Here is a 25,233-nt window from a genome sequence, read left to right as displayed (position 1 = left end):
CCACGCGCGAGCGGCAACGTCTTCAAGCGCACATGCTACTGCAAAACTCGCCTTTAAGTGCTATTAATAGTATTATTTAGCAACGCTTCCCAATATCCAGGAGAACGGCGATTCAACGCGATCTGCACGGCACGGTGGCCTACGAACTCGGCAGCGCGATCCTGCGCGGCGACTACCCGCCCGCGACGGTCCTGCCGCGCGAGGCCGAACTCATGGCAACGTTCGACGTGAGCCGCACGGTGCTGCGCGAGGCGCTGCGCACGCTCACCTCGAAAGGGCTCGTGGAGTCGCGCCCGCGCGTGGGCACGCGGGTGCGGGCGCGCGAAGCGTGGAACCTGCTCGATGCCGACGTGCTCGACTGGTACGCGCGCGTGGCGCCGCCGCTCGCTTTCGCGCTCAAGCTCCAGGAAATGCGCGAGATGATCGAGCCGTTTGCGGCAGGGCTGGCCGCGAACGCGCACGACGCCGATGCGCTTGCCTCGATCGCCGCCGCGCACGCGGCCATGGCCGAGGCGCGCAATGTGGACGAGTGGGTGCGCGCGGACCTGCGCTTTCATCTCGCGGTGCTGGGCGCCTGCCGCAACGAATTGCTGGTGCCGCTCGGCACGCTGATCGAGCGCACGCTCGAAGGCCAGTTGCGCGTGAATGCGAAGCGCGCCGACGTGTTCAACGCTGCGCTGCCCGATCACACCCTTGTGTACGACGCGATCGCGCAACGCGACGCCTATGCGGCGAGCCGCGCGATGGCGGCGCTGCTGCGCGTGACGCGCGAGCGCATCGAGCGCTGAACGCGTATGCCTAATGGGTGTCTTCGCAACGAATCGCATAAAGCGCAGCGAATTGCAGATGTAAAACGTTTGCGCTGGCACAATCAATAGCGTTTGCTATGCTTTAGCCCGATCGCACGGCGCTTTGGCTTTCAGTGCCGTCAACAAGTCAAAGGCAAGGCTAACGGTTAAGCGATGAAGAAGAGCGAAGCGAAAGACACGCAACTGGACAACGCAACCCTGCTGGAAATCATCAAGGCGCAGTCGGACATCGCGAAGCTCGGGCTCGATCTCGGCGGCGTGATGGCCTACGTGGCCGAGCGCACCGAGCAGCTCACGCGAGCGCAAGGCGCGGTCGTCGAGCTAGCCGAAGGCGAGGACATGGTCTACCGCGCGGCCTCGGGCAACGTCGCGGACCTCCTTGGATTGCGCCTCGCGCGCGCAACGAGCCTGTCGGGCATGTGCGTGCGCGAGGGCGAGATCCTGCGCTGCGACGACTCCGAAAGCGACCCGCGCGTGGACCGCGAAGCCTGCCGGCGCGCCGGCCTGCGCTCGATGATCGTCACGCCGCTCAAGCATCTCGAGACGACCGTCGGCGTTCTGAAAGTCACGAATTCGGAAGTCGACGCCTTCAAGGACGAGGACATCCGCACGCTCTCGCTGATGTCCGAACTCATCGCCGCGGCGATGTTCCATGCCGCGCGACACGAAACGAGCGAGCTCTATCTGCGCGCGACGCATGACGCGCTCACGGGTCTGCCCAATCGCGCGCTCTTTTACGATCGCCTGCGCCAGTCGGTGGATCTCGCGGTGCGCTCGTCGGGCGGACTCGGCGTGCTCAATCTCGACATGGATGGCCTCAAGCCGATCAACGACCGCTACGGCCATCGCGCCGGCGACGCGGCGATCCGCGAGACCGCGGCACGCATCGCGCGTCACAGCCGCCGCGTGGACACGGCCGCGCGCGTGGGCGGCGACGAGTTCGCCGTGATCCTACCGGGCATCGCGGGGCGCGGGGACGCCGAGGCTTACAGCCGCCGGCTCGTGGACACCGTGGGCGAGCCGTTCGAATTCGAAGGACATCGCATCGATCTCGGCGTGAGCGTGGGCGTTGCCATCCTGCCCGAAGACGGCACCGAGATGACGGCGCTGATCGAATACGCAGATCGTTCGATGTACGAAACGAAGCGGGAGCGCAAGCAGGTTAGGTGAACGGTGCCGCTGTCTGGCGGACTGCGGTTAATCGGTTCGCCAGGCGCGAGCACGGAACCCGGAAATGAAAAAAGCCGCTGTCCTTGTGGGACAGCGGCTTTCTTTTGCAACTGGTGGCGAATCAGGGATTCGAACCCCGGACCTGCGGATTATGATTCCGTCGCTCTAACCGGCTGAGCTAATTCGCCGAAGAAAAGAATTATCGCGGTACAGCCGGAGGTTGTCAACCCCTTCGTCATCTTTTCTGCAGGGAAGACGCTCGCCGCCGGGCGAGAAGTCCCGCCCGGCGGCGCTCACAGCCTCAATCCTGCGCGTAGATATCCGAGTCCTTGGTTTCCTTCACGAACAGCATGCCGATCACGAAGGTGCCCAGCGCGATGATGATCGGGTACCAGAGGCCCGAGTAGATATCGCCTCGCGCCGCCACGATCGCGAAGGCCGTCGCCGGCAGGAAGCCGCCGAACCAGCCGTTGCCGATGTGATAGGGCAGCGACATCGAGGTGTAGCGGATGCGGGTCGGGAACATCTCCACCAGCATCGCCGCGATCGGCCCGTACACCATGGTCACGAAGATCACGAGGATCGTCAGCATCACCACCGTCATCGGCCAGTTCAGCTGCGCGGGATCGGCCTTCAGCGGATAGCCTGCCGCTTTCAGCGTGGCCGCGAGCGTCTTCTCGAACAGCGAGCCGGCTTCCTTCGCACCGGGCGCCCGGCCGTCAAATGTGTCGATGGTCGTGTCGCCCACCTTGATCTGCGCGAGCGTGCCTGCCGGGGCGGCCACGTTCTCGTAGTTCAGGCCAGCCTTCGAAAGCGCGCTCTTGGCGATGTCGCACGAGCTCGTGAACTTCGAGGTGCCAACCGGGTTGAACTGGAACGAACACTCGTCAGGATTCGCGATCACGACGATCGGCGCGCGCTGCGTGGCGGCTTCGAGCGCCGGGTTCGCGTAGTGCGTGATTGCCTTGAAGATCGGGAAGTAGGTGAGCGCCGCGATCAGGCAGCCAGCCATGATGATGGGCTTGCGGCCGATCTTGTCCGACAGCGCGCCGAAGAACAGGAAGAACGGCGTGCCGATCAACAGCGCGAGCGCAATCAGGATGTTGGCACTCGAGCCGTCCACCTTGAGCGTTTGCGTGAGGAAGAAGAGCGCATAGAACTGACCCGTGTACCAGACCACGGCCTGGCCGGCCGTGAGGCCGAAGAGGGCAAGCAGCACGACCTTGAGGTTCTTCCACTGGCCGAACGCTTCCTTGATCGGCGCCTTCGAGATCTTGCCTTCCGCCTTGATGCGCTTGAACGCCGGCGATTCGTCGAGTTGCAGACGGATCCACACCGAAACCGCGAGCAGCAGGATCGAGGCGATGAACGGAATGCGCCAGGCCCATGCGGCGAACTGTTCTTCGCCGACAAACGTGCGCACGCCGAGGATCACGAGCAGCGAGAGGAACAGGCCGAGCGTGGCGGTCGTCTGGATCCACGAGGTGTAGAAGCCGCGGCGTCCGGGCGGCGCGTGTTCCGCGACGTAGGTCGCAGCGCCGCCGTACTCGCCGCCGAGCGCGAGACCCTGCAGCAGACGCATGCCGATGAAGATCACCGGCGACGCAATGCCGATCGCCGCGTAGCCGGGCAGGAAACCGACCACGAAGGTCGAGATACCCATGATGACGATCGTGACGAGGAACGTGTGCTTGCGGCCCACGAGGTCGCCGAGGCGCCCGAACACGATCGCGCCGAACGGACGCACGGCGAAGCCGGCGGCGAAGCCGAGCAGCGTGAAGATGAAGCCGGCCGTGGGATTGACACCGGAAAAGAAGCTCTTGCTGATGAAGGCCGCAAGCGATCCGGCCAGGTAGAAGTCGTACCACTCGAACACAGTGCCGAGCGACGACGCGAAAATCACGCGTTTTTCGTCGCTGGTCATCGGCGCGTGCGAGACTTGTCCGCCAACGGTTGCCATAGATGTCTCCAGTATTGATATGCGTGTGGTCCGTCGGGCAGGCGACTCGTAGACCCGCGGTCCTGCGGAGCATTATTGGAATGGAAACTTACGGGCTTCTGACGCGCGTGTGGGTTTCTGAGTGAGGTATCGGAGTGGGGTCTAATCGGTTATATTCGCTGAATCCGCAACTATAATTACGCATTCACACACGAACATCTTCTAACGTGATGATCGTGACCCGCGTCCCGCGGGTCGGATAAGGGTAAGTCCCATCCCGTTTTTCTGACGCGATCCGTCAGTTTCGCGGTGGTTTCGCCGCCAAAGCGCCGGCGATGCCGCTCAAGCGTGCGCGCGCAGCCGCAGCGTCACGCGCACGAGCGTACCGGCGAGGCGTGGCGTGTCCTGATAGACGTGGTCGTCGATGGCGAGTGTCCCGCCGTGCATTGTGGCGATCTCGCGCACGATCGCAAGCCCGAGCCCGCTTCCTTCGCCATCGCGCCCGAGAATGCGGTAGAAGCGCTCGAGCACGCGCTCGCGCTCGGCGGGCGGAATGCCCATGCCCGTGTCTTCCACCTCTAGATGGACCACGCCCGCCGCGGATTCGGGCCGCACGCGCACGGTGATGCGCCCGCCCGCGGGCGTGTAGCGGATCGCGTTGTCGATGAGGTTCGAGAGCATCTCGCGCAGCATCACCGGGTTGCCGTCCACTTCGACGCGCACCGCCGCTTCACCATCGTCTTCCTCGCTGCCGTAGGCCGTTTCGGGACCTTCGTAGCCGAGGTCCATCTGTTTGGCGAGCGCCGGCTGCACCCAGTCGCGCACGGCGTGACGCGCCACATCGGCCACGTCCACCGGCGTGAAGACCTGCCCGGACATGCGGTTCTCCGCGCGCGCGAGCGCGAGCAGCTGCGTGACGAGCCGCGCGGCGTGCTCGGAGCTCGTCGCGATCTGCTCGAGCGAGCGGTGCACTTCGGCGGGCGCGTTCTGGCGCAGCGCGAGTTCGGCCTGGGTCCGCAGACCCGCGAGCGGCGTTTTCATCTGATGCGCGGCGTCGGCAATGAAGCGCTTTTGCAGCTCCATGTTCTGTTCGAGGCGCGTGAGCAGGTCGTTGAACGAGGTGACGAGCGGCTCGATTTCGGGCGGCGCGCGGCGCGCTTCGAGCGGCGAAAGATCGTCAGGGCGACGCATGCGGATGTTCGACTGCAGCGCGTGCAGGGGAGCGAGGCCCCGCGAGAGGCCGAACCACACGAGCAGGATCGCGAGCGGCAAGATCACGAACTGCGGCAGGATCACGCCCTTGATGATGTCGTTGGCGAGCTGGCGGCGCTTGTCGAGCGTTTCCGCGACCTGCACGAGCACGGGTTGGCCTTGCCGATCGCCGGCGCTGGGATGCGTCGGCTCCACGGTTGTATAGGCGACGCGGATGTCGATGCCATGCAGCGTGTCGTCGCGGAATTCGACGAGACCCGGCGGCGGTCGGTCGTCGTCGTGCGGCAGCGGCATGTCGCGATCGCCGCCGATCAGCTCACCGCGGCTGCCGAGCACCTGATAGAACACGCTGTCGACGTTATCGGCGCGCAGGAAGTCGCGCGTGGAGGCGGGCAGTGTCAGCTCGGCCACGCCGTTGACGGGCTGGATCTGGCGCGCGAGCACATAGGCGTCGGTTTCGAGCGCACGGTCGAAGGGGCCGTTGGCGATCGACTTCGCCACGAGATACGTGACCGCGATGCTCATCGGCCAGAGCAGCAGCAACGGCGCGAGCATCCAGTCGAGAATCTCGCCGAAGAGCGAGCGCGGGCGCGCCTCGGCGACGGCTTCGGCTTCGTCGGGTGGGGCGAACGGATTGGCGTAGCGGGCGTCGCGCGCGTCGTCGTCGAGGGCGTCGGCCGCGAATGCGGACGCGCCCGAGGCGCTGTCGCCGGCCGAGCCGGCCACGCCTGCGGCGCCCTTGGGCGGCACGGCGCGCGCGATGGGAGGACGCCCGGCCATCGTCGATCCCGCCTACTTGAAGTAGTGGCTGGCGGGCATCGCCGGCGCGGCGTCGGGCGCGCCGGACCCGGTCCGGGCGGGCGTCTGGCCTGCGCCGGCCTGCGCTTCCTTCGCCTCCTTTTCGAGGCAGTAGCCGAGCCCGCGCACGGTCACGATGCGCACGCCGCCCGCTTCGATTTTCTTGCGCAGCCGGTGCACGTAGACTTCGATGGCGTTATTGCTGACTTCCTCGCCCCATTCGCACAGGTGGTCGACGAGCTGCTCCTTCGAGACGAGCCGCCCGAGCCGCTGCAGCAGCACTTCGAGCACGCCCAGTTCGCGCGCGGAAAGGTCGAGCACCTGGTCGTTGATGCGCGCAATACGCCCAACCTGGTCGAACGCCAGCGCGCCATGGCGCACGACGGTCGGGCCGCCGCCCGCGCCGCGCCGCGTGAGCGCACGCACGCGTGCTTCGAGTTCGTTGAGCGCGAAGGGCTTGGCCATGTAGTCGTCGGCGCCGAGGTCGAGGCCTTTGACGCGCTCGTCCACGCTGTCGGCGGCGGTGAGGATCAGCACGGGCAGGTTGGAATTGCGCGCGCGCAAACGGCGCAGCACCTCGAGGCCCGGCATTTTCGGCAGGCCCAGATCGAGGATCAGGAGGTCGAACGACTGCATCGACAAGGCGGTATCGGCGTCCACGCCGCTACGCACGTGATCAACGGCATAGCCCGATTGGCGGAGTGATCTCACGAGCCCGTCCGCGAGTATGCTGTCGTCTTCGGCAATGAGGATTCGCATGTTGCGCCAGCGTCGCCTTCGAGGCGTTTTGACCTCGTAGTCAGGCTCGTAACACCCGCGCCGCGCCGCGTCCTTGAAGGCGCGGTCAGGCGACGCGCGGCGGTCTCCCGAAATTTGCGGTTCTGGATAGCCAAAAGGCTTGCCAAAACCACTGTTTTTTTATACAGTGTCTGCGTTCGTGTGCATTAGCCCGAATGAGGCGTGCGCATGGTCACGAGACGCCGTTCATCATAGCAAAGGACGATTCATGGAAGATAGCAAGAAAGGCTCGGCTGGGCTGACTGCTGAAAAGAGCAAGGCGCTGGCCGCCGCGCTCGCGCAGATCGAAAAGCAGTTCGGCAAGGGGTCGATCATGCGACTCGGCGACGGCGACGCGGTCGAGGACATCCAGGTAGTCTCCACCGGTTCGCTCGGCCTCGACATCGCACTCGGCGTGGGCGGTTTGCCGCGCGGCCGGGTGGTCGAAATCTACGGTCCGGAATCGTCGGGCAAGACCACGCTCACGCTGCAGGTGATCGCCGAAATGCAAAAGCTCGGCGGCACGGCGGCGTTTATCGACGCGGAACACGCGCTCGACGTGCAATACGCCGCCAAGCTCGGCGTGAACGTGCCCGAACTGCTGATCTCGCAGCCGGACACGGGCGAGCAGGCGCTCGAAATCACCGACGCGCTGGTGCGCTCGGGCTCGATCGACATGATCGTGATCGACTCGGTCGCGGCGCTCGTGCCGAAGGCCGAAATCGAAGGCGAAATGGGCGACTCGCTGCCGGGTCTGCAGGCGCGTCTGATGTCGCAGGCGCTGCGCAAGCTCACCGGCACGATCAAGAAGACGAACTGCATGGTGATCTTCATCAACCAGATCCGCATGAAGATCGGCGTGATGTTCGGCAACCCGGAAACCACCACGGGCGGCAACGCGCTCAAGTTCTATTCGTCGGTGCGTCTGGACATTCGCCGCATCGGTTCGATCAAGAAGAACGACGAAGTGATCGGCAGCGAAACGCGTGTGAAGGTCGTGAAGAACAAGGTCGCGCCGCCGTTCCGCGAAGCCGTGTTCGACATTCTCTACGGCGAGGGCATCTCGCGTCAGGGCGAAATCGTCGACCTCGGCGTGCAGGCCAAGATCGTCGACAAGGCGGGTGCGTGGTACAGCTATAACGGCGAGCGCATTGGCCAGGGCAAGGACAACGCACGCGAATTCCTGCGCGAGAACGCGGACATTGCTCGCGAGATCGAAAACCGCATCCGCGAATCGCTTGGCGTGAGCACGATGCCGGACGGCGTCAAGGATTCCGGCGAAGTCGAAGTCGCCGACGAAGAGTAAGTCCACGAGGCTCTCGTAGATAAGGCAAGCTGATGCGCAAGGGCGGGTCACACATGTCCTCGCCTTCCGGCGAGCAGGCGAACCCGCATGCGGGCTCGCCTGCGGACAGGGGCGCCGAGCGGCGTTCCGCCGTCAAGCCTGCCGACTCGCGCACGAGCCGCTCAAGCCATTTGAGCCGCGACGCCCAGGCGGGCGATCGCGGCTTTGCCCATTCTGGCGCGGCGTATTCCTCGCCCGCCGATCTCAGCGACGATGGCGGCGCGGTCTTCGAAGTCCCGTTCGAGGCTTTCTTCAGCGGGGCCGATGAAGCCGCGGCAAACGTGCCGCCAGAGCCGCTGTCCGACACAACGTTCAAGCGATCGCGTCGCGCACCAGTTGAAACGGCGCATGAATCCAGCGCGCCGCAAGCCGACCAATACGAGCGTAGCTCGGCCAGCCGCGCCGCACGCGCCAGCGAGCGCGAAAAATCGTCCACGGCGAAGCAGCGCCCCGAGCGCTCCCTCAAAGGCCGCGCGCTTGGCTATCTTTCGCGCCGCGAATACAGCCGCGCCGAACTCTCGCGCAAGCTCATGCCGTACACCGAGGACGCCGACGCACTCGAAGTGCTGCTCGATTCGCTCGAACGCGAGGGCTGGCTCTCCGACGCGCGTTTTGCCGAAAGCGTCGTACACCGGCGCGCGTCGCGCGTGGGGGCAGGGCGTATCGTCAGCGAACTCAAGCGCCACGCGGTGGGCGAAGCGCTCATCGAAGAGGTGAGCTCGCAACTGCGCGAGACCGAGCTCGTGCGTGCCCGCACGGTCTGGCAGAAGAAGTACGGCCAGTTGCCCGAGACGCCTGCCGAACGCGCGCGCCAGGCGCGCTTTCTCGCGGCCCGCGGCTTCTCGATGTCGATCATCGGCAAGATCCTCAAGGGAATCGAGGAAGACTGGTCCGACAACTGAGCCGGCCGTCTCGAAAAATCCGCGCAGGCAAGTCCCCGCCCGGCCTGTGTGTTCGCGGCTGTCTCAAATACCCGGTATGTTAAAATCGCGAGGTTTTCCCATCCGGTCTTACCTTTAGCATGCCGCTTTCTCCGCCCGTGCCCCGCCAGTTGCGCCATCAGCGCGCCATCCGGGCGGTTGCCTATGAGCGCGAAGACGGCTTGTGGGACATCGACGCGTGCCTGACCGACCACAAGCCACGCGACGTGCCGCTCGCCGCCGGTGTCCGGCCCAATGGTCTGCCGATCCATGAACTCTGGCTGCGCATTACGATCGATCGCAAGCTCAACGTCGTCGACGCCGAAGCGTCGTCCGACTGGGTGCCTTACGACGGTCAGTGCCAGAACGCCAATCCCGCCTATCGGGCCCTTATCGGGCTCAATCTCCTCGACAACTTCCGCCGTGAAGCGGGCCGGCGCCTCGCCGGCACGCTCGGCTGCACACACCTCACAGAAATGTTGGGCGTTTTGCCGACCGCTGCGGTCCAGGCGTTCGTCGGGGCAGTGTGGGACACATCGAATGGCTCGCCGGGTGAAGCGCCCGGACCGGAACTCGGCAAGACCGCCGGAGGCAACGAGGCCGCCGGTGAAAAGCCGCCCTTCCAGCTTGGCCGCTGCCATGCGCTGCGGTTCGACGGGGAGGCGGTGAAGCAGTTTTATCCGCGCTGGTATGGCCATGTGCCGCGTTCAATAGCACGCGGCGCGGAAACCCCCAGCGTGCGCGACAGCCGGAGCCCGGGCCAAGAGGGCAGGGCCGACGCCGTCTCGCATGAATAACAACAGCGGAATCGAAGTTCACTCCAACTCTCAGACTGAAGGAATCACGCATGAAGATTCACGAGTACCAGGGTAAGGAAATCCTGCGGAAATTCGGAGTCGCGGTCCCGCGCGGCATCCCGGTGTTTTCGGTGGATGACGCGGTCAAGGCCGCTCAAGAGCTGGGCGGTCCGGTTTGGGTCGTCAAGGCGCAGATCCACGCTGGCGGCCGCGGCAAGGGCGGTGGCGTGAAGGTCGCCAAGACGATCGAGCAAGTCCGCGAATACGCGAACCAGATCCTCGGCATGCAGCTCGTCACGCACCAGACCGGTCCGGAAGGCCAGAAGGTCAATCGTCTGCTGATCGAAGAAGGCGCCGACATCAAGCAGGAACTGTATGTCAGCCTCGTCGTTGATCGCGTGTCGCAAAAGATCGTTCTGATGGGTTCGAGCGAAGGCGGCATGGACATCGAAGAAGTCGCCGAAACGCACCCGGAACTGATCCACAAGGTCATCGTCGAGCCGTCGACGGGTCTGCTCGACGCCCAGGCCGACGACCTCGCCGCGAAGATCGGCGTGCCGGCCGCTTCGATTCCGCAAGCCCGCGCCATCCTGCAAGGCCTGTACAAGGCATTCTGGGAAACCGACGCATCGCTGGCTGAAATCAACCCGCTGAACGTCTCCGGCGACGGCAAGGTTATCGCGCTCGACGCGAAGTTCAACTTCGACTCCAACGCGCTGGCCCGTCATCCGGAAATCGTCGCTTACCGCGACCTGGACGAAGAAGATCCCGCTGAAATCGAAGCCTCGAAGTTCGACCTCGCGTACATCTCGCTCGACGGCAACATCGGCTGTCTCGTGAACGGCGCAGGCCTCGCGATGGCCACGATGGACACCATCAAGCTGTTCGGCGGCGAGCCGGCCAACTTCCTCGACGTAGGCGGTGGCGCCACGACCGAGAAGGTCACCGAAGCGTTCAAGCTCATGCTCAAGAACCCGGACCTGAAGGCGATCCTCGTGAACATCTTCGGCGGCATCATGCGCTGCGACGTGATCGCAGAAGGCGTGATCGCCGGTTCGAAGGCTGTGAACCTGAAGGTGCCGCTCGTCGTGCGCATGAAGGGCACGAACGAGGACCTCGGCAAGAAGATGCTGGCCGAATCGGGCCTGCCGATCATCTCGGCAGACAGCATGGAAGAAGCCGCGCAGAAGGTTGTCGCGGCTGCCGAAGGCAAGTAATTTTCACCGGACACGAATGGCGTGGTGCCGGCGCGGCCACTGTAATGAAAGTGGCAGGGCTACATGACGCCAGACGAACAGAGGTCAATACATGTCGATTCTGATCAACAAAGACACCAAGGTCATCACGCAGGGCATTACCGGCAAGACCGGTCAGTTCCACACCCGCGCTTGCCGTGAGTACGCGAACGGCCGTGAAGCGTTCGTCGCTGGCGTGAACCCGAAGAAGGCCGGCGAAGATTTCGAAGGCATTCCTATCTACGCGAACGTGCGTGAAGCGAAGGACGCCACTGGCGCGACCGTTTCGGTCATCTACGTGCCGCCGGCAGGCGCTGCTGCTGCGATCTGGGAAGCCGTCGAGGCCGACCTCGATCTCGCGATCTGTATCACGGAAGGCATTCCCGTCCGCGACATGATCGAAGTCAAGGACCGTATGCGCCGCGAAGGCCGCAAGACGCTGCTCCTCGGCCCGAACTGCCCCGGCACGATCACGCCGGACGAGCTGAAGATCGGCATCATGCCGGGTCACATCCACCGCAAGGGCCGCATCGGCGTCGTGTCGCGTTCGGGCACGCTGACGTATGAAGCGGTTGCCCAGCTGACCGCGATCGGCCTCGGCCAGTCGTCGGCAGTCGGTATCGGCGGCGACCCGATCAACGGTCTGAAGCACATCGACGTCATGAAGATGTTCAACGACGATCCGGATACGGACGCCGTGATCATGATCGGCGAAATCGGCGGTCCGGACGAAGCGAACGCGGCCGAGTGGATCAAGGGCAACATGAAGAAGCCGGTCGTCGGCTTCATCGCGGGCGTCACGGCGCCTCCGGGCAAGCGCATGGGCCACGCCGGCGCGCTGATCTCGGGCGGTGCGGATACGGCCGACGCGAAGCTGGAAATCATGGACGCGTGCGGCATCAAGGTGACGCGCAACCCGTCGGAAATGGGCCGTCTGCTGAAGGCGATGCTGTAAATTTCGAAATGCGCCGCCGCTCGTGCATCATGCATGCGCGGGCGGCCGGCGTTTTTTGATATGCTTGCGGAATCCTTTCACGAGGTTTCCGAACAAAAGCGAGGGAGCCAGTCATGGCCTCCTCGCTTTTTTATTTGGCTCGCCGTATGAGCCGCCCATCCTGAGTCACGGCTGAGTCTTCGTCTCCATGCTCGAGTTTTTCGCGACGCTCCATTGGGGCGCTGTCTTCCAGATCATCGTCATCGACATCCTGCTCGGCGGCGACAACGCCGTGGTGATCGCGCTCGCCTGCCGCGACCTGCCTTCGCAGCAGCGCATGCGCGGCATTCTGTGGGGCACCGCAGGCGCGATCGCGCTGCGCGTGGTGCTGATCGCGTTCGCCGTGGTGCTGCTCAACGTGCCGTTCCTCAAGTTCACAGGTGGCCTGCTGCTGCTGTGGATCGGCGTTCGGTTGCTCGCGCCCAGCCATCTCGAGCACGCCAACGTGAAGCCTGCCGACAAGCTGATGGGCGCGATCAAGACGATCGTCGTCGCTGACGCGGTGATGAGCCTCGACAACGTCGTCGCGATTGCGGGCGCAGCCGAATCGGCCGATCCGCGTCATCGCATCGCGCTCGTGATCTTCGGGCTGATGGTGAGCATTCCGCTTATCGTGTGGGGCAGCCAGCTCGTGCTCAAGCTGCTCGACCGCTACCCGGTGATCGTGACGCTCGGCGCAGCGCTGCTCGGCTGGATCGCGGGCGGGCTCATCATCAACGATCCCGCCGGCGACCGCTGGCCGCTGCTCGACACGCCTGCGGCCGAATATGGCATGTGCGTGGCGGGGGCAGTGTTCGTCGTCGCGCTCGGGTCCTGGCTCAGGCGCCGCAACGCGCGGCGCAGCGCGGCGCAGGGGCCGCAGGCGCACTGAGCGCGCATGGCTGTGCCATTGCGCCTGGGCCATCTGGCCGACTGCTGCGCAAAGCGGGCCGCCGATACGATCAAGACGCCTGTTCACGACTGTGAGCAGGCGTTTCTTGTTTCAGGAGCCCTGACGATGACCGTATCCGCCCTTCCCATGAGCCCGCCGCCGCGCAACGGCTGCGCGTGTTTTGCCAGACTCTCGCGCCTCGCCAGCATTGCCGCGCGCTGGACCGCGCGTGGCTTCACGCTGATCGAACTAATGATCGTGCTCGCGATCGTCGGTGTGATCGCCGCTTACGCCATTCCCGCGTACCAGGATTACCTCGCCCGCAGCCGCGTGGGCGAGGGCCTTTCGCTCGCGTCTTCCGCACGCCTTGCCGTGGCGGAGAACGCGGCGAGCGGCAACGCGTTCGGCGCGGGCTACACCGTGCCACCGGCCACGCGCAACGTGCAGTCGCTGCATATCGACAACACCACCGGTCAGATCACGGTTGCTTTCACCTCGCGCGTGGCGCCCGAGGGCAGCAACACCATCGTGCTCGTGCCCTCGGTGCCCGACAATGCCGATGCGCCCACCGCGCGCGTCGCGCTCGCGCAGGGCAGCGTGCAGGGCGGGACACTCACGTGGGAGTGCTTCGCAGCGGGCAAGGCGGCTTCGTCGCTTGGCGCGCCCGGCGTGGGCCCCGCGCCGGTGGACGCCGCAACGCTGGCGGGCAATCTCGCGCCGCCGGATTGCCGCGCATAAGGTTTGCGCGCAGGTGCGGGGGCAACGATGAGCGCTTTCGAGCGCATGCGCGCAACGCACGCCGATGCGACTCAACCGGCCGCACCCGCACAGCGGGGGAAAAGTTTTGTATAGTGCCCCGTTGCTGAACGCCCCCGCCCAACCATGCCTTCCAATTTTGCGCGTTACCTTACGTTCGTCTTGCTGGCCCTCGCGTTGACGCTGCCTTATGCGGTCGTCAACCACACCTATCCGATTCCGACTTTCTACGCGGAATTCGTTGCACTGACACTTTATGTGCTGATGGGCGCCGCGACGTTGCTGCTCATTCGTCCGGCGCGCACGGGCGAGGGCTTCGCATCGCCCACGGTCGCGCTCGTGCCGTTTTTCTTCGGTCTGCTGCTGATCGTGCAGACCTTCGCACTGCCGCTCGCGGAGCCTTCGATGAACTGGCTCGGCGCGGGTTATCTGCTCGCCGCCTTCGTGGCGACGCACGCGGGCTACACCATCACGCGCGCGCGCCTCATGCAGTCCGCACTCGTGTGGGGGGCGTTCGCGCTGCAGTTCGGCGGCCTCTTCGCCGTGTTCACCCAGGTGATCCAGCTCTTTCACCTGGAGACGAAGGTCACGCCACTCGTGGTGGCGTACAACATTACCGTCGATCGCCGGCCGTTCGGCAACATGGCGCAGGCCAATCACCTGGCCACCTATATCGCCTTCGCGATGGCGGGCGCGATGTACCTCGTGCTCACGCGGCGTCTGAACATCCTGCTCTGGGGCGTGCTGACCGCGATCTATTCGGGCGGTCTCGCGCTCACGGTGTCGCGCGGGCCGTGGCTGCAGATGGGCGTGATTTTCGTCGCGGGTCTGTGGATCGCGCTCGCGGGCTGCCGCACCGAAGCAGACGAGGGACGCGGTGCGCTCGCGCAAGGCTTCGCATCGGCGGCGGGCTCGGGCCGCAAGGCCGGCGGCGTGCGTGCCTGGACCATCCCGGTCGTGCTCGTGCTGATCTTTTTCGGCATGAACGCATTCGTGCGCTGGGCCAACGTCCACTATGGCCTCGACCTTGCGCAGTCGGCCGCCGAGCGCATGAAGGACGCCAGCCAGATTGCGCCGCGCCTCGCGCTGTGGCGCTACGGCTGGACGATGTTCAAGTCGCATCCGGTGCTCGGCGTCGGCTGGGGCGACTTCCCGATGCATCAGTTCGAGCTGGTGCGCTCGCTTGGCGGCGTCGAGATCGCCAACAACGCGCACGATATCTTCCTCGATCTGCTCGCGAAGACCGGCCTCGTCGGTCTTGCCATCGTCGTGATCGGGCTCGTCGCGTGGTTCGTGCGCGGGCTGCGCGCGCCGCACACCGCCGAGCGCGTGTTTGGCTTCATGCTGATCGGCGTGCTCGTCATGCATGCACTCGTCGAGTATCCGCAGCAGTACATGTTCTTCCTGCTGCCGGCGATGTTCGTGTTCGGTCTGCTGGAGACAAAGCCGCTGCGTGCCGTGCCGTCGCGCGTCTCGCTCGGCGTGTATGCGGTGGTCGTGTTCGGCGGCGTCGCGGCGCTGTACCCGGTGCTGCGCGACTACAACCGCGCCGAGGTGCTGTATTACGGACAGCACCCGGCGCGCGACTACGGCGACGATCCTTCGCGCCTGTTCGGCGCGTGGGGCGACTACGGCATGGCCACGCTGTTGCCGATGAGCGCCGCGAGCCTGCCGAGCAAGCTTTACGCGCACCAGCGCGCCATCGCGCTGCTGCCCGGCGAGACGGTGCTGCGCCGCTACGCGGTCTTGCAGGCGCTGGACGGCGACACGGCGGGTGCATTCGATACGGTGGAGCGGCTGCGCATTTTTGCCTCGGAGCTGCACGACTGGCAGACGCAACTCGCTTCGCTCTACGGCCTGCTCGACGAGCAGCCCACGCTCGCAGACTTCAAGGCGCAACTCGTCAAGAAATACGGGACGCCGGCGAAGTCGGTCGAACAGGACGACGAGGACGATTCGGACGATTGAGCCTCACCGCTCGTGCGTGAAGCGGCGGGCGCGTCAGCTCGCCGCCGCGTTCTGCGCTGCCGCTGCGGCAATCAAAGCTCGGAGTATTTCGCGGCGCTGCCTTTCGCCTTCTCCACGGGGTAGCGCTGCGCGTTCAGCTTGAGCTTTTCCGCTGCCGCCTCGACCAGATCGATGCCGGCGGTATGCGCGGCCAGCAAGAGGTAGATGAAGACATCCGCGCATTCGTGCTTGAGATGCGTGAGCTGCGCGGGATCGGCGAGCTGTGCGTCGATCTGCGCATCGGTTTTCCACTGGACCGTTTCCAGCAGCTCGCCGGCCTCGATGCTCGTGGAGACGATCAGGTTGCGCAACGTGTGAAACTGTTTCCAGTCGCGCTCGTCGCGGAAGGCCAGAACCTGCGCGAGCAGTTCGTCGAGCGTCATGGCGTCAGCGCTCCGCGACCCAATCCCCCGACTTCCCGCCGTGCTTTTCCAGCACGCGCACATCGGTGATCGTCATGCCGCGGTCCACGGCCTTGCACATGTCGTAGACGGTCAGCAGTCCGACCTGCACGGCGGTCAGCGCTTCCATCTCCACGCCCGTGCGGCCGAGCGTTTCCACCTGCGCCGTGCAGTGAACCCCGGGCAGCGTTTCGTCGAGCGCGAAGTCCACCTTCACGCGCGTGATCGCGAGCGGATGGCACAGCGGAATCAGGTCCGAGGTGCGCTTCGCCCCCTGGATCGCGGCGATGCGCGCAACGCCGATCACGTCACCCTTTTTCGCCTGGCCGTCGCGGATCAGCGCGAAGGTTTCCGGCAACATGCGGATCGTGCCGCTCGCGAGCGCGATGCGCTTCGTCTCTGCCTTGCCGCCGACATCGACCATATGAGCGTCGCCGGCGGCGTCAAAATGCGTGAGTTCAGGCATGGTGGGTTCTTCCTTGAGGGGTACCTATCTTAACAGTGCGGCACGCCGCTCTTTCTACGCGTCTTGCCGCGCCGCAAGAGTTGTAAGGCGGGCTACAATCGATCGGTTGGCGCAAGCGCGCAGGCGGTCCGCCCCGGGCGCGCCGCCGCGCCAGTGTTCCGCATTCCCCGATCCTGTCATCAATGCGTCTGAAACGGCTGCTTGCTGCATGGTTGTGCGCGTCGCTCGCGGTTTCGCCGCAAGCGTACGCGCAGGCGTCGAATGCCGCCGTGCTCAATCTCGGCGCGGCCCCGCCGACAGCCGTGCAGCCCGTCCCGGTCCCCTCCCGGCCCGCACCGAATGCGGCCAATGCGGCGCCCGCACTCGTGAGCGGCCCGTTCGACGACGCGGCGGACCCCGTCGTCCCCGCCTCGATCGCGCAGGGCGTGTTCGGCACTTACGGCGGTGCGCAGAACCGCTTTGCGACCCCGGGCCAGGCCGGCGCAGCTTCCTCGTCTTCGAGCGGCAATACCAGCGTGCGCGCCCCCGCCTGGGTGCCGCAACTGCCCGACCTCGGCGACGGCTCGGGCGGCGCACTCACGCCGCAGGCCGAGCGCCGTATCGGCGAGCGCGTGATGCGCGAGATTCGCCGCGACCCCGACTATATCGGCGACTGGCTCGTGCGCGACTACCTCAATTCGGTCGCCGCGCGCCTCGCCGCGGCCGCTAGCGCGCAGTTCATCGGCGGGTATCGGCCCGACTTCGATCTGTTCGCGATCCGCGATGGCCAGATCAACGCGTTCTCGCTGCCGGGCGGCTTCATCGGCGTGAACTCGGGGCTCATCGTCGTCACGCAAACGGAATCCGAACTCGCCTCCGTGCTCGGTCACGAAATGGGCCACGTATTGCAGCGGCACATCGCACGCATGCTTTCGCAGAGCGAGCGCACGGGTCTTGCCGCGCTGGCCGGCGTGCTGTTCGGCATTCTCGCGGGCGTGCTCGCGCACAGCGGCGATCTCGGCGCCGGAATTGCGCTCGGCAGCCAGGCGTATGCCGTGGACAGCCAGTTGCGTTTCTCGCGCGCCGCGGAGCACGAGGCTGATCGAGTGGGCTTCCAGCTGCTCACGGGCGCGGGCTACGACCCGTGGGGCATGGTGGCGTTTTTCGAGCGGCTCGAGCGCGATTCGATGGAAGACACAGGCGTGCCTGCCTACGCGCGCACGCACCCGCTCACCGGCGAGCGCATCGCCGACATGCAGGACCGCGCGCGCCGCGCCGCATACCGTCAGCCGCGCCAGGCGCCCGAGTACGGTTTCGTGCGCGCACGTGTGCGTGTGCTTCAGGACCGCACGCGTAATGAGTACATCGACGAGGTTTCGCGCTTGCGCTCGGAGCTCGAGGACCGCACGGCGCTCAACGTCGCCGCGAACTGGTATGGCATTGCCTACGCGCAAATGCTGTTGGAGCGCTATGACGACGCCACGGCGTCGCTCGCGAACTCGCGCGCGGCGTTCGCGCGGTTCGAGGCCGCGGATGGCAGCAAGACACGCAACTCGCCGAGTCTAGACGTGCTCGCCGTGGACATCGCGCGCCGCGCAGGCCGCACCGACGACGCGGTGCGGCTGGCCCTGGCCGCGCACAAGGCGTGGCCAGACTCCCACGCGGCCACCGATGCGCTGCTGCAGGCGCTGATCGCGGCGCGGCGCTTCAAGGAGGCGCAGACGCTCGCGCGCAGCGAAACCGAGGCCGAACCGCAGCAGGACGCATGGTGGCTCTATCTGGCGCAGGCGAGCGCCGGACTCGGCGACGCGCTCACCCAGCATCGGGCGATGGCGGAGAAGCTCGCGCTCGATGGCGCCTGGCCGTCGGCCATCCGCCAGCTCAAGGAGGCGCGCGACATGAAATCGGTGGGCTACTATGATCTGTCGACCATCGAAGCGCGCCTGCACGATTTCGAGGCGCGCTACAAGCAGGAGCGCCAGGACGAGAAGGACGAGGGCCGCGGCTGAGCCGGCGCTCAGTCTGCGGATGCAGGCGGCGTGCCGCTCGCGCCGTGCTGCGCGGCCTGCGCCTCGCGCTCGGCGCGCGCCGGGCTCGTCACGAAGGCAAAGCGCGCGCTCACGTCGGCGCGCTTGATCGGCTGCAGCGGTAGCGCGGCGCCAGCGCGCCAGTGGAACGTGCCGCTCTCGGCGTCGTCCGCGAGCGTGGCGTGGTCCGTGAAGAGGTCGAGGTCGTGGTCGTGCAGCAGCGCCGCGCGCGGTGGCGTGCTTGCATCGGCGAAAATCACGCTGCCCGCTTCGTCGAGGTAGGCGGCCAGGGGCTCGAACGCCTGACCGCCCTGATCGGTGAGCGTCAACGCGTCATCGCCGCCGTCATGACCCGCGGCGAGACGGACGATCCACGGCGTGTATTCGAGCTCGACGTACACGCGCTGCGGCCCGTTCTGGAAGTACCACTGGCCTTGTTCGTCGCGCTCGTAATTGCGGTTGATGAAGCCGAGCAGCGCTTCGTGGCGGATCGCCGTGCCGGGTGCGTTCTGCGCCTGGGCGGCCTCGTCGCGCATGCGCCAGTTGCCGCGTGCGTCGAGCAGCAGCCAGCCCGTGCAATGCGGGACGTTGGGCCAGCGCGCGAGCGCCTGTTTGACGATGTCATCCATGAGAGACGAAAGGCGAGAGATAGGTGAACACGCGCTGCGCGAGCCAGTCGCTGCGGCCGGGGAACGGCCCCGTCATGAAGCCGACGTGGCCGCCGTGCGCGGGCTGATCGAGCTCGACGGCGGCGCTCACTTCGTGGCGCGCGGGCAGTGCGCGGCCCGGCAGGAACGGATCGTTGCGCGCGTTCAGAATGAGCGTGGGAACGGCGATTTCGCCGAGCTTCGGGCGGATCGTCGCCTGGGTGTAGTAGTCATGGGCGTCGCGAAAACCGTGCAGCGGCGCGGTCACGACGTTGTCGAATTCGTACATCGTGCGGCTGGCGAGCACGGCTTGCGCGTCGAACAAGCCCGGGTACTGCTCGAGTTTCTGAAGCGCCTTCACTTTCAGCGTCCTCAGGAAGCTGCGCGTGTAGATCATGCCGAAGCCCTGCGTCAGCATCTCGCTGCCGGCATGCACATCGAGCGGCGTGGAGATCGCGGCGGCGGCTGCGACGATCGCGGCGTCCTCGCGACGCTGTGCGAGCCAGTGCAGCAGCACGTTGCCGCCGAGCGACACGCCCGCGACGACGAGCGGCCCTGCGTGGCGGGCGGCGAAGCGGCGTAGCACCCAGTCGACTTCGGCGGAATCGGCGAGATGGTAGAAGCGCGGCAGCAGGTTCAGCGGACCGCTGCAGCTGCGAAAGTGGGGGATCGCCGCGTGCCAGCCGCGCGCCTGCGCGGCGGCAGCGAGCGCGCGCGCGTAGTGGGAACTCGAGCCGCCTTCCAGGCCGTGGAACAGGACGAACAGCGGGGCGTTACGTACGTTGGGGGCGTTGCGTGAACCCGCACCGGCTTGCTTGCCGTCCAGCCAGTCCACTTCGATAAAGTCGCCATCTGGCGTGTCCCAACGCTCGCGCCGGTAGGCGGGCGCGGGCAGGCGCGAGAACAGCGCCGGCACGATGGTCTGGATGTGCGCACCGGGCAGCCAGAACGGCGCGCGGTAGTCGTTGTCGTAGTGGGGGCCGAGCAGGGCAGTCTGGGCATCGAGCGCGGCCGCGACGCGGGCTGCCTCGCCGGGCCTGCTGGTGTCGTCGGTCGTACTCATCACTGCCCCCTGCTTTGCGCCCTTATGTCAGTGCAGCGCGCCCTGGCCGTGGCGCAATTTGGCCGAGAACTGGGTAGCTGCGTCGTCGGGCATGCGGCTCGCGTGAATGTGCGCAATGCGCCACTCGCCGCGCTCGTGAACCATCACGTAGGTCGTGAAGACCATGGTGGGAATCGCGCTGGGATCGACCGGGCGGTGCGCTTCCACGATCGCGTAGACCACGGTGCCTAGGCTGTCGTACACGCGGATGTCGAGCGGCTCGATCGACACCGGCGCCGCTTCGAGCTGCGCGGCGAGGCCCGCGCGGATGCTCGACAGGCCGTGCAGATGCGCGCCTTCCGCCGTGATGCAGCTCACGAATTCTTCATCGATCCACAGACCCATCAAGCTGTCGATGTTGACTTCCGCGACGGCCTGGTAGTACGCGTTGAGGGTGTCCGCGGCGGCTTCGAAGATGTGGGCAAAACGTGGCATGGCTCGTTGGTCTTGTGCGCTCGGTGTTGCATTCGGCGTCTACCTGGGCGCGGGTTGGCGATTGATCGGTTGCGTCGCTGCGCGGCTGTCGCTGCGTGCCGCGCGTTTGCCGCGAGCATGCCGCTTTCGCGAGACAGGCCTGTGACGTGCTCCGATGCGGCGCTTTGGTCCCTCCCGCGCCTCGATGCCTCTATTGGGCGCGCGCAACGCGCGTGGCGTCCGTTGCGTGGCGCACATCCATTTGTGTGCGCGATGTTTTCAGCGTGGCGGGCGGTACATAGCCGCCCAACTCTGCTGGCGATGCCTGATGCTTATCGCTGCCCGAGCAGCATGCCGCGCAGATCGCCGAAAACCTGCTCCGGGCTCAGTTCGCGCAGGCAGTTCAGATGCCCGAGCGGACACTCGCGCGCAAAGCAGGGACTGCATTCGAGATGCAGCCATTGTACCTTTGCAAGCTCGGACAAGGGCGGCGTGTGGCGCGGATCCGTCGAACCGTACAGCGCCACGAGCGGGCGGCGCAGCGCGGCGGCCACGTGCATCAGGCCCGAATCGTTGGTCACCACGGCGTTCGCGCGCGAGATCAGCGCGCATGCCTCGCCGAGCGCGGTCTGCCCGCACAGGTTGCGCACGTTCGGCGCGCGATCGGCAATGGCCTGGGCGAGCGGGGCGTCCTTCGGCGAGCCGAGCGCGACGATCTGCGTGTACGGGAACGACTGGCCCACCATCTTCGCGAGCGCCGCGAAATGCTCGGGCGGCCAGCGCTTGGCCGGGCCGTACTCGGCGCCGGGGCAGAACACGAGCAGCGGCACGCGCGTATCGAGATTGAAGCGCGCCGACACGCGCGATGCCTCGTTCGGGTCCGACTCGAGGCGCGGCATCGGCAGGTCGTCGGGCACGCTCGCGCCGGGCGCGTAGGCGAGCGCGGCGTAGTGCCCGACCATTGGCGCTCGCTCGTCCTTCGGCGGATTCGCATGGCGCACGTTCAAGAGGCCGTAGCGGTTCTCGCCCGTGTAGCCGATGCGCAGCCCGATATTGGCGAGCCACGGGATCAGCGCGGACTTGAGCGAATTAGGCAGCACGTAGGCGGCGTCATAGCGCTCGGCGCGCAAATCGCCCGCCAGTTGCCAGCGGCGCAGCAGCTGCAGCTTGCCGTGGCCGAGGTCGGTGGCGTAGACGTCGCGGATCTCGGGCATGCGCTCGAGTACGGGCGCAACCCAGGTTGGCGCGAGCGCATCGATCTGAATGCGCGGGTGCAGTTTCACGAGCCGCGAAAAAAGCGGCTGCGCCATGAGTGCGTCACCGATCCAGTTCGGTGCGATTACCAGCGCGCGACGCATCGGGAGTCAGGGTCCGGAGAGGGTAAAGGTTGCACGTGCGGCGTACCCGCCTGGGACCGGCTCGGGGCCGGCTTGGGGGCGTATCGGGCCGCGCGCGAAACACGGTTGGGAAAACGACGACGAGCCGCGCGCCGATGAACGGGCAGCGGCATCACGGAAAGACGCGCCGCCGCATGCACGACGGCGCGCCGCGAGTGAGGCGAAACGCGTCAGTGGCCGTGGACGACCTCGCCCGCGCGCAGCTTGTAACGCGTGCTGCAGTACGGGCACTTCGCTTCGCCGTGCGTTACGTCGAGGAACACGCGCGGGTGGTTGCTCCAGCGCGGCATCGACGGATTCGGGCAGTAAGCGGGCAGATCCTTGGCCGAAAGTTCGACCAGCGGCATTTCCTTAATTTCGCTCATGAGGACAATTCTCTGTGTAGCTGTGGGGGCCGGGCGAAGGGCGCCCGGACCTTTATGTCTTAGACCTTCGCGAGCCAGTGCGCGTACTTCTCGTTCTTGCCCGAAACCACGTCGAAGAAGGCCGATTGCAGCTTTTCCGTGACCGGACCGCGCGAGCCGCTGCCGATGGTGCGGTTGTCGAGTTCGCGGATCGGCGTGACTTCGGCGGCGGTGCCGGTGAAGAACGCTTCGTCGCAGGTGTACACCTCGTCACGCGTGATGCGCTTTTCGATCACCGGAATGCCCATGTCGCGCGCGAGCGTGATGACGGTGTCGCGCGTGATGCCGTCGAGGCACGACGCGAGGTCCGGCGTGTAGAGCTTGCCGTTGTTCACGAGGAAGAAGTTCTCGCCCGAGCCTTCCGAGACATAGCCGTCCACGTCGAGCAGGAGCGCTTCGTCGTAGCCGTCGGCGGTGGCTTCCTGGTTGGCGAGGATCGAGTTCACGTACCAGCCCGAAGCCTTGGCGCGCACCATCGACACGTTCACGTGATGGCGCGTGAACGACGACGTCTTCACGCGGATGCCCCTGGCGAGGCCGTCTTCGCCGAGATAGGCGCCCCACGGCCATGCGGCGATGGCCACGTGAATGGTGTTGCCCTTGGCCGAAACGCCGAGCTTTTCCGAGCCGACCCAGATGATCGGGCGGATGTAGCACGACTCGAGCTTGTTCGCGCGCACGACTTCGAGCTGCGCGTCGGCGAGCGTCTTCGCGTCGAACGGCACGTCCATCTGGAAGATTTTGGCCGAGTTGAGCAGACGCTTGGTGTGCTCGGCGAGGCGGAAGATGGCGGTGCTGCCGTCGGCGGTCTGATAGGCGCGTACGCCTTCGAAAACACCCATGCCGTAGTGCAGCGTGTGGGTCAGCACGTGAATGTTGGCGTCGCGCCACTCAATCAGCTTGCCGTCCATCCAGATCTTGCCGTCGCGGTCGGCCATTGACATACGATTCTCCAGACAGGTGCAGTAAATATCGGGCTTATGCACGGGGTTTCGCCGCGCGCCGCGTGGTTGCGGTTGGCAAAGACGATTATTTTAGCGTCATTTGACGCCTTCCAGCGCGCCCGCGGGCGCGTGGGGCGGGGTTTTCGGGCGATTTTAGGGTCGTTTCGCGCCGTTTCCCGGCGATTTTTTTCGGGGTTAACGCATGCTGCATCGCAGCAAATCGCGGGAACGCCCGCCCGGCGAGCAGCGTCTGCCCAAATACGGGAGATTCGCCTGGACACGTCTCAGATCGTCCTGGCTATCAGCTAAAATACCGATCTCGCAATTCGATGCCGGCTCGTGCCAGCGACGAGCAGCGACCCGGAGCCGCGACCCGAGACAGTCACACCGGATCCCGCGCCGTGCCGTTGAGCACGTCTTGCCGCGCCAGAGTACGGCCTGCGGCGCCGCATTGCCTTGCCACCGCCTTCCCACCATCAAGATGACATGCCCATGAACAAGGTTCTGCGTCTTTCCGATCTGATCTCCGAAGGCAAATTGAAGGGCAAGCGCGTATTCATCCGCGCCGACCTGAACGTGCCGCAGGACGATCACGGCAACATCACCGAAGACACCCGCGTGCGCGCCTCCGTGCCGGCCATCAAGGCCGCACTCGACGCCGGCGCGGCCGTGATGGTCACCTCGCACCTGGGCCGCCCGACCGAAGGCGAATTCAAGCCCGAAGACTCCCTCGCGCCGGTCGCCAAGCGCCTCGCCGAACTGCTCGGCCGCGACGTGCCGCTGGTTGCGAACTGGGTTGAAAACGGCGTGAACGTCGAGCCTGGCAACGTGGTGCTGCTCGAAAACTGCCGCGTCAACAAGGGCGAGAAGAAGAACTCGGACGAGCTTGCGCAAAAGATGGCGAAGCTCTGCGATATCTACGTGAACGACGCGTTCGGCACCGCCCACCGCGCCGAAGCCACGACCTACGGCATCGCGAAGTACGCGGGCGTCGCCTGCGCGGGTCCGCTGCTGGCGGCCGAACTCGACGCCCTCGGCAAGGCGCTCGGCGCGCCCAAGCGCCCGCTGGTGGCGATCGTGGCGGGCTCGAAGGTCTCGACCAAGCTCACCATCCTCAAGTCGCTGGCCGAGAAGGTCGACCAGCTGATCGTCGGCGGCGGCATCGCCAACACGTTCATGCTGGCCGCGGGTCTGAAGATCGGCAAGTCGCTTGCCGAAGCCGATCTGGTGGACGATGCGAAGGCCATCATCGAAGCGGCGCGCGCGCGCGGCGCCTCGGTGCCGATCCCGACCGACGTCGTGACCGCGAAGGAATTCTCGCCGACGGCCAAGGCCGAGACGAAGAACGTGGCCGATGTGGCCGACGACGAGATGATCCTCGACATCGGTCCCGTCACCGCCAACGCGCTCGCCGCGCAACTCGCGCAGGCCGGCACGATCGTGTGGAACGGCCCGGTCGGCGTGTTCGAGTTCGACCAGTTCGGCAACGGCACGAAGACGCTCGCTGATGCGATCGCCAGTTCAGGCGCGTTCTCGATCGCCGGCGGCGGCGACACGCTCGCGGCCATCGCGAAGTACAACATTGCCGACAAGGTCAGCTATATCTCCACCGGCGGCGGCGCCTTCCTCGAGTTCCTCGAAGGCAAGAAGCTGCCGGCGGTCGAAGTGCTCGAAACGCGGGCGGCCGGTTAAGTGGCGCCGCGCGCCCCGGCCGGGAAGGCCATGAGCAAACTTCCTCGTGCAAGCGCACAGAAGTCGCGCAGCGCAGCCGGGGCCGCAGCAAAACAAAAGGGGCGTGCAGCGCCCCAGGCAGATACTGATA

The 25,233-nt window shown here is 65.9% G+C and carries 23 protein-coding genes and 1 tRNA gene; 12 read left to right on the top strand and 12 right to left on the bottom strand.

What is annotated here, in order from left to right:
• Positions 1-92: 92 nt before the first annotated feature.
• Both A3CW_RS0124810 and A3CW_RS47515 read left to right on the top strand, forming a co-directional pair.
• The gene (locus tag A3CW_RS0124810; RefSeq protein WP_028205968.1) at positions 93-788 is read left to right on the top strand and encodes a FadR/GntR family transcriptional regulator; all 696 of its coding nucleotides are present in this window, start codon (positions 93-95) and stop codon (positions 786-788) included.
• A gap of 174 nt (positions 789-962) precedes the next feature.
• Positions 963-1,979, top strand: coding sequence for a sensor domain-containing diguanylate cyclase (locus A3CW_RS47515; protein ID WP_035513854.1), 1,017 nt, complete (start codon positions 963-965; stop codon positions 1,977-1,979).
• 111 nt (positions 1,980-2,090) lie between these two features.
• On the opposite strand, the gene A3CW_RS0124800 is transcribed toward A3CW_RS47515, so the two are convergent.
• From A3CW_RS0124800 to A3CW_RS0124785, 4 genes are all read right to left on the bottom strand, one after another.
• Positions 2,091-2,167, bottom strand: a tRNA-Met gene (locus A3CW_RS0124800).
• Positions 2,168-2,280: 113 nt separating this feature from the next.
• A complete protein-coding gene (locus A3CW_RS0124795) occupies positions 2,281-3,939 on the bottom strand; it encodes an MFS transporter (RefSeq protein ID WP_028205967.1) in 1,659 nt (552 codons plus the stop codon).
• 321 nt (positions 3,940-4,260) lie between these two features.
• Positions 4,261-5,910 (bottom strand): sensor histidine kinase, encoded by a 1,650-nt coding sequence (locus tag A3CW_RS0124790; protein WP_081771792.1) that lies wholly within the window; start codon positions 5,908-5,910, stop codon positions 4,261-4,263.
• 12 nt (positions 5,911-5,922) lie between these two features.
• Positions 5,923-6,687 (bottom strand): response regulator transcription factor, encoded by a 765-nt coding sequence (locus A3CW_RS0124785; RefSeq protein ID WP_028205965.1) that lies wholly within the window; start codon positions 6,685-6,687, stop codon positions 5,923-5,925.
• A 247-nt stretch (positions 6,688-6,934) separates the two neighbouring features.
• Here A3CW_RS0124785 and recA point away from each other — a divergent pair, with 247 nt between their 5' ends.
• The 8 genes from recA (at position 6,935) to A3CW_RS0124745 (ending at position 15,591) form a co-directional block, all read left to right on the top strand.
• The gene (recA, locus tag A3CW_RS0124780; protein WP_028205964.1) at positions 6,935-8,011 is read left to right on the top strand and encodes a recombinase RecA; all 1,077 of its coding nucleotides are present in this window, start codon (positions 6,935-6,937) and stop codon (positions 8,009-8,011) included.
• A 53-nt stretch (positions 8,012-8,064) separates the two neighbouring features.
• A complete protein-coding gene (gene recX / locus A3CW_RS0124775; protein WP_081771791.1) occupies positions 8,065-8,952 on the top strand; it encodes a recombination regulator RecX in 888 nt (295 codons plus the stop codon).
• A gap of 119 nt (positions 8,953-9,071) precedes the next feature.
• Entirely contained in the window at positions 9,072-9,767 is a 696-nt protein-coding gene (locus A3CW_RS47510; protein WP_051481694.1) for a DUF2889 domain-containing protein, read from the top strand.
• 50 nt (positions 9,768-9,817) lie between these two features.
• Positions 9,818-10,984, top strand: coding sequence for an ADP-forming succinate--CoA ligase subunit beta (sucC, locus tag A3CW_RS0124765; RefSeq protein ID WP_028205962.1), 1,167 nt, complete (start codon positions 9,818-9,820; stop codon positions 10,982-10,984).
• Between the two features lie 91 nt (positions 10,985-11,075).
• The gene (gene sucD, locus A3CW_RS0124760) at positions 11,076-11,957 is read left to right on the top strand and encodes a succinate--CoA ligase subunit alpha (RefSeq protein WP_028205961.1); all 882 of its coding nucleotides are present in this window, start codon (positions 11,076-11,078) and stop codon (positions 11,955-11,957) included.
• Positions 11,958-12,144: 187 nt separating this feature from the next.
• Positions 12,145-12,867: a TerC family protein gene (locus A3CW_RS0124755; protein WP_028205960.1), complete on the top strand. Its 723-nt coding sequence runs from the start codon at positions 12,145-12,147 to the stop codon at positions 12,865-12,867.
• Positions 12,868-12,993: 126 nt separating this feature from the next.
• Positions 12,994-13,605 carry a pilin gene (locus A3CW_RS0124750; protein ID WP_035513850.1) on the top strand — a complete coding sequence of 204 codons (612 nt, stop codon included), beginning with the start codon at positions 12,994-12,996 and terminating at the stop codon, positions 13,603-13,605.
• Positions 13,606-13,749: 144 nt separating this feature from the next.
• The gene (locus tag A3CW_RS0124745; protein ID WP_028205958.1) at positions 13,750-15,591 is read left to right on the top strand and encodes a PglL family O-oligosaccharyltransferase; all 1,842 of its coding nucleotides are present in this window, start codon (positions 13,750-13,752) and stop codon (positions 15,589-15,591) included.
• Between the two features lie 71 nt (positions 15,592-15,662).
• On the opposite strand, the gene A3CW_RS0124740 is transcribed toward A3CW_RS0124745, so the two are convergent.
• Both A3CW_RS0124740 and moaC read right to left on the bottom strand, forming a co-directional pair.
• Complete coding sequence (locus tag A3CW_RS0124740; protein ID WP_028205957.1) at positions 15,663-16,013, bottom strand: nucleotide pyrophosphohydrolase; 351 nt, start codon at positions 16,011-16,013, stop codon at positions 15,663-15,665.
• A gap of 4 nt (positions 16,014-16,017) precedes the next feature.
• The gene (gene moaC, locus A3CW_RS0124735; protein ID WP_028205956.1) at positions 16,018-16,497 is read right to left on the bottom strand and encodes a cyclic pyranopterin monophosphate synthase MoaC; all 480 of its coding nucleotides are present in this window, start codon (positions 16,495-16,497) and stop codon (positions 16,018-16,020) included.
• Between the two features lie 182 nt (positions 16,498-16,679).
• On the opposite strand from moaC, the gene A3CW_RS0124730 reads away from it, so the two are divergent.
• Positions 16,680-18,485, top strand: coding sequence for a M48 family metalloprotease (locus A3CW_RS0124730; RefSeq protein ID WP_028205955.1), 1,806 nt, complete (start codon positions 16,680-16,682; stop codon positions 18,483-18,485).
• Positions 18,486-18,493: 8 nt separating this feature from the next.
• Here the strand turns inward: A3CW_RS0124730 and A3CW_RS0124725 are convergent, their stop codons facing one another.
• The 6 genes from A3CW_RS0124725 to A3CW_RS0124700 form a co-directional block, all read right to left on the bottom strand.
• A complete protein-coding gene (locus tag A3CW_RS0124725) occupies positions 18,494-19,132 on the bottom strand; it encodes a DUF2946 family protein (RefSeq protein WP_028205954.1) in 639 nt (212 codons plus the stop codon).
• Complete coding sequence (locus A3CW_RS0124720; RefSeq protein WP_028205953.1) at positions 19,125-20,213, bottom strand: YheT family hydrolase; 1,089 nt, start codon at positions 20,211-20,213, stop codon at positions 19,125-19,127. The genes A3CW_RS0124725 and A3CW_RS0124720 overlap by 8 nt, the downstream gene beginning before the upstream one ends.
• A 27-nt stretch (positions 20,214-20,240) precedes the next feature.
• Entirely contained in the window at positions 20,241-20,687 is a 447-nt protein-coding gene (locus A3CW_RS0124715; RefSeq protein WP_028205952.1) for a nuclear transport factor 2 family protein, read from the bottom strand.
• 311 nt (positions 20,688-20,998) lie between these two features.
• Positions 20,999-22,024 carry a lipopolysaccharide heptosyltransferase II gene (gene waaF, locus A3CW_RS0124710; protein ID WP_028205951.1) on the bottom strand — a complete coding sequence of 342 codons (1,026 nt, stop codon included), beginning with the start codon at positions 22,022-22,024 and terminating at the stop codon, positions 20,999-21,001.
• A 209-nt stretch (positions 22,025-22,233) separates the two neighbouring features.
• Positions 22,234-22,428, bottom strand: a complete 195-nt coding sequence (locus tag A3CW_RS0124705) for a zinc-finger domain-containing protein (RefSeq protein WP_028205950.1) — start codon at positions 22,426-22,428, stop codon at positions 22,234-22,236.
• Between the two features lie 59 nt (positions 22,429-22,487).
• Positions 22,488-23,411, bottom strand: coding sequence for a branched-chain amino acid transaminase (locus tag A3CW_RS0124700; RefSeq protein WP_028205949.1), 924 nt, complete (start codon positions 23,409-23,411; stop codon positions 22,488-22,490).
• Between the two features lie 492 nt (positions 23,412-23,903).
• Here A3CW_RS0124700 and A3CW_RS0124695 point away from each other — a divergent pair, with 492 nt between their 5' ends.
• Complete coding sequence (locus A3CW_RS0124695) at positions 23,904-25,103, top strand: phosphoglycerate kinase (protein ID WP_028205948.1); 1,200 nt, start codon at positions 23,904-23,906, stop codon at positions 25,101-25,103.
• Positions 25,104-25,233: the final 130 nt, after the last annotated feature.

Origin of the sequence: Paraburkholderia nodosa DSM 21604 (assembly GCF_000519185.1) — a bacterium.
Classification (GTDB): Bacteria; Pseudomonadota; Gammaproteobacteria; order Burkholderiales; family Burkholderiaceae; genus Paraburkholderia; species Paraburkholderia nodosa.
The sequence above is the reverse complement of the archived record's forward strand: the minus strand, read 5'-3'. Positions and strand labels throughout refer to the sequence as shown.